The 15,815-nt window shown below is 63.4% G+C and carries 11 protein-coding genes; all 11 read right to left on the bottom strand.

Going from position 1 to position 15,815, the window contains the following annotated elements; translation table 11 throughout:
* Nucleotides 1–10: 10 nt before the first annotated feature.
* Nucleotides 11–2,152 carry an elongation factor G gene (gene fusA / locus PDM28_RS03970; RefSeq protein WP_102947315.1) on the bottom strand — a complete coding sequence of 714 codons (2,142 nt, stop codon included), beginning with the start codon at nucleotides 2,150–2,152 and terminating at the stop codon, nucleotides 11–13.
* A gap of 136 nt (nucleotides 2,153–2,288) precedes the next feature.
* Nucleotides 2,289–2,756: a 30S ribosomal protein S7 gene (rpsG, locus tag PDM28_RS03965; protein ID WP_068849450.1), complete on the bottom strand. Its 468-nt coding sequence runs from the start codon at nucleotides 2,754–2,756 to the stop codon at nucleotides 2,289–2,291.
* A 12-nt stretch (nucleotides 2,757–2,768) separates the two neighbouring features.
* Nucleotides 2,769–3,143: a 30S ribosomal protein S12 gene (rpsL, locus tag PDM28_RS03960; protein WP_025879344.1), complete on the bottom strand. Its 375-nt coding sequence runs from the start codon at nucleotides 3,141–3,143 to the stop codon at nucleotides 2,769–2,771.
* 312 nt (nucleotides 3,144–3,455) lie between these two features.
* On the bottom strand, nucleotides 3,456–7,691 hold the full coding sequence (gene rpoC / locus PDM28_RS03955) for a DNA-directed RNA polymerase subunit beta' (protein WP_311183895.1): 4,236 nt from the start codon (nucleotides 7,689–7,691) through the stop codon (nucleotides 3,456–3,458).
* Between the two features lie 89 nt (nucleotides 7,692–7,780).
* On the bottom strand, nucleotides 7,781–11,935 hold the full coding sequence (gene rpoB, locus PDM28_RS03950) for a DNA-directed RNA polymerase subunit beta (protein ID WP_311183894.1): 4,155 nt from the start codon (nucleotides 11,933–11,935) through the stop codon (nucleotides 7,781–7,783).
* Between the two features lie 255 nt (nucleotides 11,936–12,190).
* A complete protein-coding gene (gene rplL / locus PDM28_RS03945; RefSeq protein ID WP_102947318.1) occupies nucleotides 12,191–12,556 on the bottom strand; it encodes a 50S ribosomal protein L7/L12 in 366 nt (121 codons plus the stop codon).
* 62 nt (nucleotides 12,557–12,618) lie between these two features.
* Nucleotides 12,619–13,146, bottom strand: coding sequence for a 50S ribosomal protein L10 (gene rplJ, locus PDM28_RS03940; RefSeq protein WP_070209094.1), 528 nt, complete (start codon nucleotides 13,144–13,146; stop codon nucleotides 12,619–12,621).
* 333 nt (nucleotides 13,147–13,479) lie between these two features.
* Nucleotides 13,480–14,178: a 50S ribosomal protein L1 gene (gene rplA, locus PDM28_RS03935; RefSeq protein WP_070209095.1), complete on the bottom strand. Its 699-nt coding sequence runs from the start codon at nucleotides 14,176–14,178 to the stop codon at nucleotides 13,480–13,482.
* A 4-nt stretch (nucleotides 14,179–14,182) separates the two neighbouring features.
* The gene (gene rplK, locus PDM28_RS03930) at nucleotides 14,183–14,611 is read right to left on the bottom strand and encodes a 50S ribosomal protein L11 (RefSeq protein ID WP_070209096.1); all 429 of its coding nucleotides are present in this window, start codon (nucleotides 14,609–14,611) and stop codon (nucleotides 14,183–14,185) included.
* 196 nt (nucleotides 14,612–14,807) lie between these two features.
* Nucleotides 14,808–15,368 carry a transcription termination/antitermination protein NusG gene (nusG, locus tag PDM28_RS03925; RefSeq protein WP_311183893.1) on the bottom strand — a complete coding sequence of 187 codons (561 nt, stop codon included), beginning with the start codon at nucleotides 15,366–15,368 and terminating at the stop codon, nucleotides 14,808–14,810.
* Nucleotides 15,369–15,378: 10 nt separating this feature from the next.
* Nucleotides 15,379–15,783, bottom strand: a complete 405-nt coding sequence (gene secE / locus PDM28_RS03920; RefSeq protein WP_070209098.1) for a preprotein translocase subunit SecE — start codon at nucleotides 15,781–15,783, stop codon at nucleotides 15,379–15,381.
* Nucleotides 15,784–15,815: the final 32 nt, after the last annotated feature.

Raw genomic sequence — 15,815 nt, 5'->3', positions numbered from 1 at the left:
GAGCTTACGCTCAGGCCTTCTTGATCACGGTTTCGGCGATGTTGTTCGGCGCCGGCTCGTAGTGGTCGAATTCCATCGTGAACGTTGCGCGACCCTGGGTCTGCGAACGCAGCGAGGTGGCGTAACCGAACATTTCGCCCAGCGGGATCATCGCGTTGATGACGCTGGCCGAACCGTCACCGGTGGTGTCGGAACCCTGCAGGACGCCACGACGGCGGCTCACGTCGCCCATCACGTCACCCTGGTAATCCTCCGGGGTCACGATCTCGACCTTCATGATCGGCTCCAGCAGCACCGGCTTGGCCTTGGCGAAGCCCTGCTTGAAGGCCATCGACGATGCCAGCTTGAACGCCATTTCCGAGGAGTCGACGTCGTGGTACGAACCGAACACCAGCTTCACCTTGACGTCCACGACCGGGAAGCCAGCCAGCGGACCGCTGGTGATGGTTTCGCGCAGGCCCTTTTCGATCGACGGAATGAATTCCTTCGGAATCACGCCACCGGTGATGTCGTTGATGAACAGGAAGTCGTCCTTGATGTTCGGGGCGATCTTCGGGTCGGCACGGTCTTCAGCGGTGATCGGCGACAGTTCGATCACGACGTGACCGTACTGACCCTTACCACCGGACTGCTTGGCGTGCTTGTAGTCCGACTTGACGTCGGCCATCTGGATGGTTTCGCGGTAGGCCACCTGCGGCTTGCCGACGTTGGCTTCAACGTTGAACTCGCGCTTCATGCGGTCGACGATGATGTCCAGGTGCAGCTCGCCCATGCCCGAGATGATGGTCTGGCCGGATTCTTCGTCGGTCTTGACGCGGAACGACGGATCTTCCTGCGCCAGGCGGCCGAGGGCCAGGCCCATCTTTTCCTGGTCGGACTTGGTCTTCGGTTCGACGGCCATCGAGATGACCGGCTCCGGGAACACCATGCGCTCCAGGATGATCGGGTGCTCCTGCGAGCACAGGGTGTCACCGGTGGTGGTGTCCTTCAGGCCCACGGCAGCGGCGATGTCACCGGCCAGCACTTCCTTGATTTCTTCACGATCGTTGGAGTGCATCTGCAGGATGCGGCCGATGCGCTCCTTCTTGCCCTTGACCGAGTTCAGCAGCTGGTCGCCGGCATTCAGGGTGCCCGAGTACACGCGGAAGAAGGTCAGCGCGCCCACGAACGGGTCGGTGATGATCTTGAAGGCCAGCGCCGAGAACGGTGCCTTGTCGTCGGACTTGCGGCTCAGCGCAACGGTCTCGTCGTCCACGTCGGTACCGGTCACGTCCGGCACGTCGATCGGCGACGGCAGCAGCTGCACCACGCCGTCCAGCATGGCCTGCACGCCCTTGTTCTTGAACGCCGAACCGCAGTACATCGGGACGATTTCGGTGGCCAGGGTACGGGTACGCAGGGCGTTGATGATTTCAGCCTCGACCAGCTCTTCGCCGCCCAGGTACTTTTCCATCAGCTCTTCGCTGGCTTCAGCCGCGGCTTCGATCATGAAGGTACGGGCTTCTTCAGCCGCATCCTTCAGGTCGGCCGGGATGTCCAGGTACTCGAACTTCATGCCCTGGGAGGCTTCATCCCAATGGATGGCCTTCATCTTGACCAGGTCGATGACGCCCTTGAAGTTGTCTTCGGCGCCGATCGGCAGCTGCATCGGAACGGCAACGGCACCCAGCTTGGCGCGCAGCTGGCTGGCGACCTTGGTGAAGTTGGCACCGGTACGGTCCATCTTGTTCACGAACGCGATGCGCGGCACCTTGTACCGGTTGGCCTGGCGCCACACGGTTTCGGACTGCGGCTGCACGCCACCGACGGCGCACAGCACGAACACCGCACCGTCGAGCACGCGCAGCGAGCGCTCCACTTCGATGGTGAAGTCGACGTGTCCGGGGGTGTCGATGATGTTGAAGCGGTGCTCCGGCAGGGACTTGTCCATGCCCTTCCAGAACGCGGTGGTCGCAGCGGACTGGATCGTGATGCCACGCTCCTGCTCCTGCTCCATCCAGTCCATGGTGGCGGCGCCGTCGTGCACTTCACCGATCTTGTGGCTCTTGCCGGTGTAGAACAGGATGCGCTCGGACGTGGTGGTCTTGCCGGCATCGATGTGGGCCATGATGCCGAAGTTGCGGTAACGCTCGATGGGAGTGGTGCGGGCCACGGGAGCCTCTCAATTTCTTGGAATTCGGATGGCCGAACGCCGCCTTTCGGCGGCCTTCGGATTGGCGCAGCCTTTCTGGGGCCGCGAGGCAGCACCTTAATGGTGCTGCCGTGCCTGTTTTACAAGGCCGTCAAACTCACCAGCGGTAGTGGGCGAAGGCCTTGTTGGCTTCGGCCATGCGGTGGGTTTCTTCGCGCTTCTTGATGGCGCCACCACGGTTTTCCGAGGCATCCAGCAGTTCTGCAGCCAGCTTCTTCGGCATGGTGTTCTCACCACGCTTGCGGGCCGAGTCGATCAGCCAGCGCATGGCCAGGGCCATCTTGCGCGACGAACGCACTTCGACCGGCACCTGGTAGGTCGCACCGCCGACGCGGCGGGACTTCACTTCGACCGACGGAGCCACGTTGTCCAGAGCCTTCTGCACCAGCTCGATGGAGTTCGGGTTCTTTTCGCTGATCACGTCCATGGCGCCATAGACGATCTTTTCGGCGACCGACTTCTTGCCGCTCAGCATCACCATGTTGATGAAGCGCGCGATGGTTTCACTTCCGTGCTTCGGATCCGGCAGGACAGAGCGCTGCGGCGTATTACCTTTACGAGACATGTGTACTTTCCCTTAGCTCTTCGGACGCTTGGCGCCGTACTTGGAACGGCCCTGGCGACGCTTGGCAACGCCCGAGGCGTCCAGCGAACCACGAACGGTGTGGTAACGCACACCCGGCAGGTCCTTGACGCGACCGCCGCGGATCAGGACCACGGAGTGCTCCTGCAGGTTGTGGCCTTCGCCACCGATGTAGCTGATGACCTCTTCCTGGTTGGTCAGGCGGACCTTGGCAACCTTGCGGAGGGCCGAGTTCGGCTTCTTCGGGGTGGTGGTGTACACACGGGTGCAGACGCCACGGCGCTGCGGGCACTTTTCAAGAGCCGGGGAGGCGCTCTTGTAAGTGGTTGCCTGCCGCGGCTTGCGGACAAGCTGATTGATCGTCGCCATCAGTAAGTTCTTCTGAGATGAGGCCGAGGGAAAAAACGGCCATGAGTGCGGAAATGTGCAAGCAGGCCGGTGAAAACTGGCCTGCTGAGACAGACGATTGTAGCAACCCTCCGAAAACGCGGTCAACCGCGCGCACGGAAGGCCAGCCCTGATCCCGGGCCGTTACTGGGGCGCCTTCTCCTTACCCCCCGTTCAGGTTGTCTACCAGCCCCCTTTCGAGGACCGGCGGGCATCCTACAGCATTGGTGGCGGGAATGCCACCGATGCCGGGTGGGAAGGCACGGCCAACGGCCGTGCCCTACCCCGTTTTCATCACTCGTCGGTCGAATCGACTTCCGGAGCGGTTTCCACCGCTGCGGCCACCGGTGCCGCTTCAGCCACGACCGGCGAGCCGGCCAGGGTCTGCAGCTCCGACTCGGTCAGCCCGGAGGCGTTGCGACGACGGTTGGCGTGGTAGGCCAGGCCGGTACCGGCCGGGATCAGGCGGCCGACGATGACGTTTTCCTTCAGGCCGCGCAGGTTGTCCGAGGTGCCGCGGACGGCAGCTTCGGTCAGCACGCGGGTGGTTTCCTGGAACGACGCGGCCGAGATGAACGACTCGGTCGCCAGCGACGCCTTGGTGATGCCCAGCAGGACCGGGTCGAAACGGGCGATCAGCTCGTTGCGGGTGGTCAGGCGTGCATTTTCCTCGATGACGCGCTGGCGCTCGGCCTGCTCGCCATTCAGGAACTTGCTGCTGCCCTGGTCGGTGATTTCGACCTTGCGCAGCATCTGGCGGGTGATCACTTCAATGTGCTTGTCGTTGATCTTCACGCCCTGCAGGCGGTACACGTCCTGGATTTCCTTGACCAGGTAGGCCGCCAGCGGTTCGACACCCAGCAGGCGCAGGATGTCCTGCGGGCTCGGCTCGCCGTCCACGATGGTTTCGCCCTTGGTCACGTGCTCGCCTTCGAACACGATCACCTGGCGGTACTTCGGGATCAGCTCTTCGTGTTCCGAACCATCGGTGTCCTTGATGATCAGGCGCTGCTTGCCCTTGGTGTCCTTGCCGAAGCTGATGATGCCCGAACGCTCGGCCAGGATCGCCGGATCCTTCGGCTTGCGCGCTTCGAACAGATCGGCCACGCGCGGCAGACCACCGGTGATGTCACGGGTCTTGGACGCTTCCTGCGGGATCTTGGCGACCACGTCGCCCACGCCGACGGCAGCGCCGTCCTGCAGGTTGACGATGGAACGCGGCGGCAGCAGGTACTGGGCCGGCAGATCGGTGTTCGGGATGGTCAGGTCATTGCCCTTGGCATCCACGATGCGCACGATCGGGCGCAGCTCCTTGGCCTGCGAACCACGACGCTTCGGGTCGGTGATTTCACGCGACGCCAGGCCGGTCAGTTCGTCGGTCTTCTCGATGACGGTGACGCCGTCGATGAAGTCGATGAAGCGGATGAAACCGGCCACTTCCGAAACGATCGGGTGGTTATGCGGATCCCAGTTGGCCACGGTCTGGCCAGCCTTGACCGCGTCGCCGTCCTTGGTCGCGATCATCGAGCCGTACGGCAGCTTGTAACGCTCACGCTCACGGCCGTGCGCGTCGAGCACCGAGATTTCACCCGAGCGCGAGACCGCGACCAGGGAACCATTGGCGTGTTCGACCGACTTCAGGTTGTTGAACTTCACCGAACCGGTGGTCTTGACCGTGATGTTGTCCACGGCTGCCGCACGCGATGCCGCACCACCGATGTGGAAGGTACGCATGGTCAGCTGGGTACCCGGCTCACCGATCGACTGCGCGGCGATGACGCCGACCGCTTCGCCGATGTTGACCAGGTGGCCACGGGCCAGGTCGCGACCGTAGCAGTTGGCGCACACGCCGAAGGCCGATTCGCAGCTGATGGTCGAGCGCACCTTGATGCTCTGCACGCCGGCGTCTTCCAGCTTGGCGACCCAGGCTTCGTCGAGCAGGGTGTTGCGGGTCACGATCGGATCTTCGTCGTTGCCCGGCAGGAACACGTCCTCGGCCACGACACGACCCAGCACGCGGTCCTTCAACGGCTCCACGACGTCGCCGCCTTCCACGATCGGGGTCATGGTCAGGCCTTCGGTGGTACCGCAATCCACTTCGGTGATGACCACGTCCTGCGCCACGTCAACCAGTCGACGGGTCAGGTAACCCGAGTTCGCGGTCTTCAGCGCGGTATCGGCCAGACCCTTACGGGCACCGTGGGTGGAGTTGAAGTACTCCTGCACGTTCAGGCCTTCACGGAAGTTCGCCTTGATGGGCGTTTCGATGATCGAGCCATCCGGACGGGCCATCAGGCCACGCATGCCGGCCAGCTGGCGGATCTGCGCCTGGCTGCCTCGCGCACCGGAGTCGGCCATGATGTACAGCGAGTTCATCGACTTCTGGTCGATGGTCTCGCCCTTGGCATTGACCACCTTCTCGGTACCGATGGTGTCCATCATCGCCTTGGCGATGCGTTCATTGGTACGCGACCAGATGTCGACCACCTTGTTGTAACGCTCACCGGCGGTGACCAGGCCCGACTGGTACTGCTCCTGGATTTCCAGCACTTCGGCTTCGGCCTCGGTGAGGATGCCGCGCTTCTCGTCCGGGATCAGCATGTCGTCGATACCGATCGACACGCCCGCACGGGTTGCGTAGGCGAAGCCGGTGTACATCAGCTTGTCGGCGAACACCACGGTGTCCTTCAAGCCCAGCTGGCGGTAGCTGGAGTTGATCAGGCGGCTGATGTTCTTCTTGGTCAGCTCGGTGTTGGCCAGCGCGAACGGCAGGCCTTCCGGCAGGATTTCGGCCAGCAGGGCGCGACCGATCGTGGTCTCCACGATCGAGCTCTTCTTCTGCTTGTCGCCGTTCTCGTCGGTCACCACTTCGGTGATGCGGACCTTGACCTTGGCGTGCAGTTCCACCACGCGGTTGTCGTAGGCGCGCTTCACTTCGGCGATGTTGGCGAAGGCCATGCCCTCGCCCTTCTTGTTTTCCAGGGCGCGGGTCATGTAGTACAGACCCAGCACCACGTCCTGCGACGGCACGATGATCGGCTCGCCGTTGGCCGGCGACAGGATGTTGTTGGTGGACATCATCAGCGCACGCGCTTCCAGCTGGGCTTCCAGCGAGAGCGGCACGTGGACGGCCATCTGGTCACCGTCGAAGTCGGCGTTGAACGCAGTACAGACCAGCGGATGCAGCTGGATCGCCTTGCCTTCGATCAGCACCGGCTCGAACGCCTGGATGCCCAGGCGGTGCAGGGTCGGCGCACGGTTCAGCATGACCGGGTGTTCGCGGATGACCTCTTCCAGGATGTCCCAGACTTCGGCTTCTTCGCGCTCGACCAGCTTCTTGGCGGCCTTGATGGTGGTGGCCAGGCCACGACGCTGCAGCTTGGCGAACACGAACGGCTTGAACAGTTCCAGCGCCATCTTCTTCGGCAGGCCGCACTGGTGCAGGCGCAGGTACGGACCGACCACGATGACCGAACGGCCCGAGTAGTCCACGCGCTTGCCCAGCAGGTTCTGGCGGAAGCGACCCTGCTTGCCCTTGATCATGTCGGCCAGCGACTTCAGCGGGCGCTTGTTGGTGCCGGTGATGGCACGGCCGCGACGGCCGTTGTCCAGCAGCGCATCGACCGATTCCTGCAGCATGCGCTTTTCATTGCGCACGATGATGTCCGGCGCGTTCAGCTCGAGCAGGCGGCGCAGGCGGTTGTTGCGGTTGATGACGCGGCGGTACAGGTCGTTCAGGTCGGAGGTCGCGAAGCGGCCACCGTCCAGCGGCACCAGCGGACGCAGGTCCGGCGGAAGCACCGGCAGCACGGTCATGACCATCCACTCCGGACGGTTGCCCGATTCCAGGAAGGCTTCGACCAGCTTGATGCGCTTGGTGAGGCGCTTGAGCTTGGTTTCCGAACCGGTGCTGGCGATTTCTTCGCGCAGGCGGGTCATTTCCGACTGCAGGTCGATGGTGCGCAGCAGTTCGTACACGGCCTCGGCGCCCATGGCGGCGTCGAAGTCGTCGCCGTGCTCCTGGCGGGCCTGCAGGAACTGTTCTTCGGTCAGCAGCTGGCGGCGCTCCAGGGCGGTCAGGCCCGGCTCGGTCACCACGTAGGCTTCGAAGTACAGCACGCGCTCGATGTCGCGCAGGGTCATGTCCAGCATCAGGCCGATGCGCGACGGCAGCGACTTGAGGAACCAGATGTGCGCGACCGGCGAGGCCAGGTCGATGTGGCCCATGCGCTCACGGCGCACCTTGGCCAGGGTCACTTCGGTGCCGCACTTTTCGCAGACCACGCCGCGGTGCTTCATGCGCTTGTACTTGCCGCACAGGCACTCGTAGTCCTTGACCGGCCCGAAGATGGCGGCGCAGAACAGGCCGTCACGCTCCGGCTTGAAGGTACGGTAGTTGATGGTTTCCGGCTTCTTCACTTCGCCGAAGGACCACGAACGGATCAGGTCCGGCGAGGCCAGCGCGATCTTGATCGCGTCGAAGTCCAGCGTCTGGCGCTGCTGGTTGAAGAGGTTGAGCAGGTCTTTCATGGTGTTTCTCCGAAAGGAGGAAATCTTGTCGATGGGGCTGTCGATTCACTGCCGGCGGCGCGGCTGCCGGGGCAGCCGCGCCTGCGCGATCAGTTGTCTTCCAGTTCCATGTTGATGGCCAGCGAGCGGATTTCCTTCACCAACACGTTGAAGGATTCCGGCATGCCCGCGACCATCTCGTGCTCACCGTCGACGATGTTCTTGTACATCTGGTTGCGGCCCTGCACGTCATCGGACTTCACCGTCAGCATTTCCTGCAGGGTGTAGGCCGCGCCGTAGGCTTCCAGCGCCCAGACTTCCATTTCACCGAAGCGCTGGCCACCGAACTGCGCCTTGCCGCCCAGCGGCTGCTGGGTGACGAGCGAGTACGGACCGGTCGAACGCGCGTGCATCTTGTCGTCGACCAGGTGGTTCAGCTTCAGGTAGTGCATGTAACCCACGGTGGTGTGGCGGTCGAACGCTTCACCGGTGCGGCCGTCGTACAGCTGGGTCTGGCCACTGCTCGGCAGACCGGCCAGGTCCAGCATGCGCTTGATTTCCGCTTCGGTGGCACCGTCGAACACCGGGGTGGCCATCGGCACGCCGTCGGTCAGGTTGCCGGCCAGGCGCAGCAGCTCCTCGTCGCTGAACTGGGTCAGGTCGACGTGGTTGGCGTGCTGGGTCTTGTCGTGGTTGTACACCTCGTCCAGGAACTTGCGCAGGTCGTTGATCGCGGCCTGGGCCTCGAGCATGCCCTGGATCTTGCGACCCAGGCCCTTGGCGGCCCAGCCCAGGTGCACTTCCAGGATCTGGCCGATGTTCATACGCGACGGCACGCCCAGCGGGTTCAGCACGATGTCCACGGTCTCGCCCGAGGCCATGTACGGCATGTCCTCGACCGGCACCACGTTGGAGACCACACCCTTGTTGCCGTGGCGGCCTGCCATCTTGTCGCCCGGCTGGATGCGGCGCTTCACGGCCAGGAACACCTTGACCATCTTCAGCACGCCCGGGGCGAGGTCGTCACCGGCGGTGATCTTGCCGCGCTTGTCGGCGAAGCGACGCTCGAATTCCTTCTCGTGCGCCTGGATCTGCTTCTGGGCGCGTTCGATGGCTTCCGAAGCGTCTTCGTCCTTCATGCGCAGCGCGAACCAGTCGGCCTTCTTCAGGCCGTCCAGGTAGGCGTCGGAGATGGTGTCGCCCTTCTTCAGGTTGGCACCACCATTGGCGACCTTGCCCACGATCTGCGAACGCAGACGGGCGTAGATCGCACCTTCCAGGATGCGGAACTGGTCGTCGAAGTCCTTCTTGACGCGCTTGATCTCGTTTTCCTCGATCTGGCGCGCACGCTTGTCCTTCTCGATGCCGTCACGGGTGAAGACCTGCACGTCGATGACGGTGCCGTCCATGCCCGGCGGCACGCGCAGCGAGCTGTCCTTAACGTCGGAGGCCTTCTCGCCGAAGATCGCCCGCAGCAGCTTCTCTTCCGGGGTCAGCTGGCTTTCGCCCTTCGGGGTGACCTTGCCGACCATGATGTCGCCGGCGCGCACTTCGGCACCGATGTACACCACGCCCGACTCGTCCAGGCGGTTCAGCGCCTGCTCGGACACGTTCGGGATGTCGGCGGAGATTTCTTCCGGCCCCAGCTTGGTGTCGCGCGCAACGCAGGTCAGTTCTTCGATGTGGATCGTGGTGTAACGATCCTCTTCCACCACGCGCTCGGAGAGCAGGATGGAGTCTTCGAAGTTGTAGCCGTTCCACGGCATGAAGGCGATCAGCATGTTCTGGCCCAGGGCCAGTTCGCCGATGTCGGTCGAGGGACCGTCGGCCAGCACGTCGCCACGCGCGATCACGTCGCCCACTTCGACCAGCGGACGCTGGTTGATGCAGGTGTTCTGGTTGGAACGGGTGTACTTGATCAGGTTGTAGATATCCACGCCGGCGTCGCTGGCGTCGGTGATTTCCACTTCGTTGACCTTGACCACGATGCGGCCGGCGTCGATCTGCACGATCTCGCCGCCACGACGGGCGTTCACGGTCACACCCGAGTCACGGGCCACGGCGCGTTCGATACCGGTACCCACCAGCGGCTTCTGCGCACGCAGGGTCGGCACGGCCTGGCGCTGCATGTTGGCGCCCATCAGTGCACGGTTGGCGTCATCGTGCTCCAGGAACGGCACCAGCGCGGCTGCGATCGACACGGTCTGCATCGGCGAGACGTCCATGAAGTGGACTTCTGCCGGCGGCTTCAGCAGCGACTCACCCTGGAACCGGCACGGCACGAACTGCTCGGTGAGCGTGTTCTTTGCGTCGGTCAGGGCGTTGGCCTGGGCGATGACGTATTCGTTTTCTTCGATGGCCGACAGGAACTCGATCTCGTCGGAGACCACGCCGTCGTGCACCTTGCGGTACGGGGTTTCCAGGAAGCCGTACTGGTTGGTGCGGGCGTACACGGCCAGCGAGTTGATCAGGCCGATGTTCGGGCCTTCCGGGGTTTCGATGGTGCAGACGCGGCCGTAATGGGTCGGGTGCACGTCGCGCACTTCGAAGCCGGCGCGCTCACGGGTCAGGCCGCCCGGGCCCAGGGCCGAGACGCGACGCTTGTGGGTGACTTCCGACAGCGGGTTGTTCTGGTCCATGAACTGCGACAGCTGCGAGGAGCCGAAGAACTCCTTGATGGCAGCGGCGACCGGCTTGGCGTTGATCAGCTCCTGCGGGGTCAGGCCTTCGGACTCGGCCATCGACAGGCGCTCCTTGACCGCGCGCTCGACGCGGACCAGGCCCACGCGGAACACGTTCTCGGCCATTTCGCCGACCGAACGCACGCGACGGTTGCCCAGGTGGTCGATATCGTCGACCACGCCGCGACCGTTGCGGATCTCGGTCAGGACCTTGATCACGTCCAGGATGTCGGAGCTGTCGCCGTGCTCGGCGACCAGGCGCTTGGACTCTTCGTCGTTGCGCTCACCGAAGTACTTGCGGTCGTACAGCACCGCTTCGCCGGTGACTTCCTTGCGGCCGACACGACGGTTGAACTTCATGCGGCCGACCGTGGACAGGTCGTAGCGCTCGAAGGTGAAGAACAGATTGTGGAACAGGTTCTGCGCGGCGTCCTTGGTCGGCGGCTCGCCCGGACGCATCATGCGGTAGATTTCGACCAGCGCTTCGAGCTGGGTCTTGGTCGGGTCGATGCGCAGGGTGTTGGACAGGTACGGACCACGATCGAGGTCGTTCACCCACAGGGTGCCCACGGCATCCACGCCGGCCTTGCGGAAGGCCTGCAGCTGCTCGTCGGTGATTTCGTCGTTGGCCTGGGCCAGCAGTTCGCCGGTGGCGGCGTCGACCACGTCGTGCGACAGGATGCGGCCGACGATGTAGTCGTCCGGCACGGCCAGGGCGGCAATACCCGAGGCTTCCAGCTGCTTCACGTGGCGCGCGGTGATGCGCTTGCCGGCTTCGACGATGACCTTGTCGCCGTCGGCCAGGTCGAAGTTCAGGGTCTCGCCGCGCAGGCGCTCGGAGACCAGTTCGAGCTGCACGCCCTCATCGGGATTGATGTGGAAGGTGTTGATCTCGAAGAACTCGGCCAGCATCTCTTCGTTGCTGTAGCCCAGCGCACGCAGCAGGATCGACACCGGCAGCTTGCGGCGACGGTCGATACGGGTGAACAGCGCGTCCTTCGGGTCGAACTCGAAGTCCAGCCAGGAGCCGCGGTACGGGATGATGCGGGCGCTGTACAGCAGCTTGCCCGAGCTGTGGGTCTTGCCGCGGTCGTGGTCGAAGAACACGCCCGGCGAACGGTGCAGCTGCGACACGATGACGCGCTCGGTACCGTTGACGATGAAGGTGCCGTTGTCGGTCATCAGCGGGATCTCGCCGAGGTAGACCTCCTGCTCCTTCACGTACTTGATGGCCTTGGTCGACGACTCGCGGTCGTAGATGACCAGGCGCACGGTCACGCGCAGCGGCGCGCCGTAGCTCATGCCACGCTGGCGGCACTCGCGCTCGTCGAAGACCGGGTCGCCCAGCTTGTAACCCACGTATTCCAGCGCAGCGTTGCCGCTGTAGCTGGCGATCGGGAACACCGACTTCAGTGCGGCATGCAGGCCCAGGTCACGGCGCTTGGCCGGATCGATGTTCTCCTGCAGGAACTCGCGATAGGAATCCACCTGGATGGCCAGCAGGAACGGCACTTCGAGGATCGAGCGCTGCTTGCCGAAGTCCTTGCGGATACGCTTTTTTTCGGTGAACGAGTATGACGTCATGGGGTCTCACCTTGGCTGTGCGGGCCCCGCCATGCAGGCGCGACCCGAAGGGAACATGAAAATTGTCAGTTGGAAGTCGCTGGTATTGCCGGCACCAGCACGCCTTCTCCCGCTACTTCCAACTGCCAACTTGCCGGTCAGGGACCGGTAAGTAGCCGGCCCGAGGCCGGTAGAACAACAACGACCAAAGGCCGGGGGCTTACGCCCCCAGCCTTTGCTGCATCGCCGTGATTCGGTGGCGACGCAAGGAGCTGCTTACTTGACTTCGACAGTCGCGCCGACAGCTTCCAGGTCCTTCTTCATCTTCTCGGCTTCTTCCTTCGTGGCCGATTCCTTCAGGACGCCACCGGCTTCGGTGAGGTCCTTGGCTTCCTTCAGGCCCAGGCCGGTGATGGCGCGGACGGCCTTGATGACGTCGACCTTCTTGTCGCCGGCGCTCTTCAGCGACACGGAGAATTCGGTCTGCTCTTCAACGGCAGCAGCCGGGCCAGCGGCGGCAACGGCAACCGGGGCAGCGGCGGAGACGCCGAACTTTTCTTCGATGGCCTTCACCAGTTCCATGATTTCCATCAGGGACTTGGCGGCAATGGCTTCAACGATCTGGTCGGTGGTAAGGGACATTTTGAATACCTTTGGATAATTTTCTGGGTTCAGGTTCCGTCAGGAACCACGTAAACAGCGACTCAGGCGGTTTCGGCAGCCGGCTCGGCGGCGACAGCGCCACCTTCCTGCTTCTCGCCAACGGCCTTGACGGCACGGGCGAACATCGTGACCGGCTCGGACAGGACGCGGGCCAGCATGGCCAGGGCCTGATCACGGGTCGGCAGCGAGGCCAGCACGTCAACGTGGCTTGCCGGGAACACTTCGCCACCGATCACAACCAGCTGCGGCTGCAGCTTGTCGTTGGTCTTGGTAGCTTCCTTGATGACGCGACCGGCAGCGCCGGGCTCGTCGAGCGAGAACGCGAACAGCATCGGGCCGGTGAACTTGGCCGCTGCGGTTTCGAATTCAGTACCCTTCACCGCACGTTCGGCCAGGGTGTTCTTGACAACTTTCAAGAACACGCCTTCCTTACGGGCCTGTTCGCGCATCTTGGTGATCTGCGCGACCGTGGTGCCGGCGTAGTGTGCTGCAATCAAGGAGTGAGCCTTGGCAGCGACTTCCGCGACCTCGGCGACTACTTCTTGCTTCTGGGACAGATTGAGAGCCATTGCACTCCTCCAATTGAACTCCGCTTACGGCTCCTGCCGTGTGCGGTCCTGGGCGGCATCCCTCCTGGACGCCGGGAACATCGGGACGATGTTCCAAGGGTGGGCCGTTCTAGACCTGGATGGCCAACCTGGGTGAACCCAGACGTGCGAAAACCAGAAAAACTCCAGAAGGGCACCATCTACGCAGGGCGGTTCCCGGGGGAATCGATTAAGCGGTCGGCCTGCGCCCACCGCCCCTGCGGTCTTTGACGGCTATCGTCACGGGCAGGCCCGCTCGGATTGCCTTCAAATGTCACGGGTACGTGGCCTGGGCCACGCACCCGCTTGAAACGATTACTTCAGGCTCAGCGACGACTGGTCGACGGTGACGCCCGGGCCCATCGTCGAGCTGACCGAAACCTTCTGCAGGTAGGTGCCCTTCGAGGTGGCCGGCTTGGCCTTGATCAGGTCCTGCAGCAGCGCCTGCAGGTTCGACTTCAGCGCGTCTTCGGCGAAGTCGGCCTTGCCGATGGTGCAGTGGATGATGCCGGCCTTGTCGGTGCGGTAACGGACCTGACCCGACTTGGCGTTCTTGACGGCTTCGCCCGGGTTGGCCGACACGGTGCCGACCTTCGGGTTCGGCATCAGGCCGCGCGGACCGAGCACGGTGCCCAGCTTACCGACAACGCGCATGGCGTCCGGGGTCGCGATGACGACGTCGTAGTTCAGATCGCCGGCCTGCATCTTCTCGGCCAGGTCGTCCATGCCGACGGCTTCGGCGCCAGCGGCCAGGGCTTCATCAGCCTTGGCACCGGCCGGGGCGAACACCGCAACGCGCACGCTCTTGCCGGTACCGGCCGGCAGCACGGTCGAACCGCGGACCTGCTGGTCGGACTTCTTGGCGTCCACGCCCAGGCGCACGGCAACGTCGAAGGACTCGACGAACTTGGCCTTGGTGGCGGTCTTCAGGATCTTGATCGCGTCCTCGAAGGCATAAGCCTTGCCCGGGACGACGGCGGCCTTGATGGCCTTCTCACGCTTGGTCTGTGCCATCTTCTTAACCCTCTACCACAAGGCCCATGGAACGGGCAGAACCAGCGATGGTACGCACGGCGGCGTCCAGGTCGGCGGCGGTCAGATCCGGTTCCTTCGCCTTGGCGATCTCTTCCAGCTGCTTACGGCTGACCTTGCCCACCTTGTCGGTGTTCGGGCGCTTGGAACCGGACGAAATGCCGGCGGCCTTCTTCAGCAGGGTGGTGGCCGGGGTGCTCTTGGTGATGAAGGTGAAGGTACGGTCCGAATAGGCCGTGATGATCACCGGAACCGGCAGACCCGGCTCGAGCTTCTGCGTGGCGGCATTGAAGGCCTTGCAGAATTCCATGATGTTCAGGCCACGCTGACCCAGCGCGGGACCGACCGGCGGCGAGGGGTTGGCCTGACCGGCCTTCACCTGCAGCTTGATGTAACCAACTACTTTCTTTGCCATGTGAATACTCTCCGGGTGCTAGCGCCTTGCGACCACAGGCTCCCCATCGGACCGGGAATGTCGCGTCCCGGCATCGCGTTTTGAATTCATGCAGAAGGCCACCTTGCGGCGGCCCCATGCTTTTGCCAGCTTCCTGGCAGGAAGCCGCGCACTATATCAGATTTTCAGGCGCCAGTATGAATTGGCGCCAAGGGGGTCAGACGGCCTTTTCGACCTGGCCGAACTCGAGCTCGACCGGGGTGGCGCGACCGAAGATGAGCACCGAGACGCGCAGGCGGCTCTTCTCGTAGTTGACCTCTTCCACGACGCCGTTGAAGTCGTTGAACGGGCCTTCGGTGACGCGAACCATCTGGCCCGGCTCGAACAGCACCTTCGGACGCGGCTTCTCGACACCTTCCTGAACGCGGTTCAGGATGGCCTCGGCTTCGGAATCCTTGATCGGCAGCGGACGATCGGCGGTACCGCCGATGAAGCCCATGACCTTGGAGGTTTCCTTGACCAGGTGCCAGCTTTCGTTGTCGATGCGCGGAATGCCGTTCTCTTCGTGGGTCTCGATCTGGACCAGCACGTAACCCGGGAAGAACTTGCGCTCGGAACGGCGCTTCTGGCCGGCGCGCATTTCAATCACTTCCTCGGTCGGAACCAGGACTTCACCGAAGAGGTCCTGCTTCTCATGCGAGACGATGCGGTCGCGCAGGGCCTGCGCCACCGACTTTTCGAAGCCTGAATAGGCGTGAACAACATACCAACGCTTCACAGGTTTCTCCTTATCGACCCAGGAACCACTGGATCGCTTTCTGAATCACGAAGTCAAAACCGCCAAGCAGCAGGCTGAGGATGATCACCACGACCATCACCACCCAGGTCATGCGGATGGCTTCCTGGCGCGTCGGCCAGACCACCTTGCGCAGCTCGAAGCGGGATTCGGAAAGGAATTCGCGGGTGTCGCGACCCTTGGAGGTCAGCATGAACACCGCAAGGCCGGCAATCAGGCCAACGGCGACGCCCAGACCACGCAGGGGGCCGGACCAGGCATTCTGGGCAGCATGTTCGGGCGCACCGAACCAGAACCAAGCAAAAAGACCCGCAAGTGCCAGGAGCACTGCGGCGGCGTACTTGACGATGTCACCCCCGGTGGAGGTGTCCTTGGTGTGCTCGATCTTGCTGTTCATCCGGCTCTGGCTGCTGAGGCGGCATGGCCGCT

The sequence above is a fragment of the Stenotrophomonas aracearum genome, assembly GCF_031834615.1.
Classification (GTDB): domain Bacteria; phylum Pseudomonadota; class Gammaproteobacteria; order Xanthomonadales; family Xanthomonadaceae; genus Stenotrophomonas; species Stenotrophomonas aracearum.
Note: the sequence above shows the minus strand (reverse complement) of the source record. Positions and strands in the feature narration are given on the sequence as shown.

Coding starts and splice junctions, on each gene's coding strand:
- rpsG (WP_068849450.1), bottom strand. CDS start 2,756: ATGTCTCGTAAAGGTAATACGCCGCAGCGCTCTGTCCTGCCGGATCCG.
- rpsL (WP_025879344.1), bottom strand. CDS start 3,143: ATGGCGACGATCAATCAGCTTGTCCGCAAGCCGCGGCAGGCAACCACT.
- rpoC (WP_311183895.1), bottom strand. CDS start 7,691: ATGAAAGACCTGCTCAACCTCTTCAACCAGCAGCGCCAGACGCTGGAC.
- rpoB (WP_311183894.1), bottom strand. CDS start 11,935: ATGACGTCATACTCGTTCACCGAAAAAAAGCGTATCCGCAAGGACTTC.
- rplL (WP_102947318.1), bottom strand. CDS start 12,556: ATGTCCCTTACCACCGACCAGATCGTTGAAGCCATTGCCGCCAAGTCC.
- rplJ (WP_070209094.1), bottom strand. CDS start 13,146: ATGGCTCTCAATCTGTCCCAGAAGCAAGAAGTAGTCGCCGAGGTCGCG.
- rplA (WP_070209095.1), bottom strand. CDS start 14,178: ATGGCACAGACCAAGCGTGAGAAGGCCATCAAGGCCGCCGTCGTCCCG.
- rplK (WP_070209096.1), bottom strand. CDS start 14,611: ATGGCAAAGAAAGTAGTTGGTTACATCAAGCTGCAGGTGAAGGCCGGT.
- secE (WP_070209098.1), bottom strand. CDS start 15,783: ATGAACAGCAAGATCGAGCACACCAAGGACACCTCCACCGGGGGTGAC.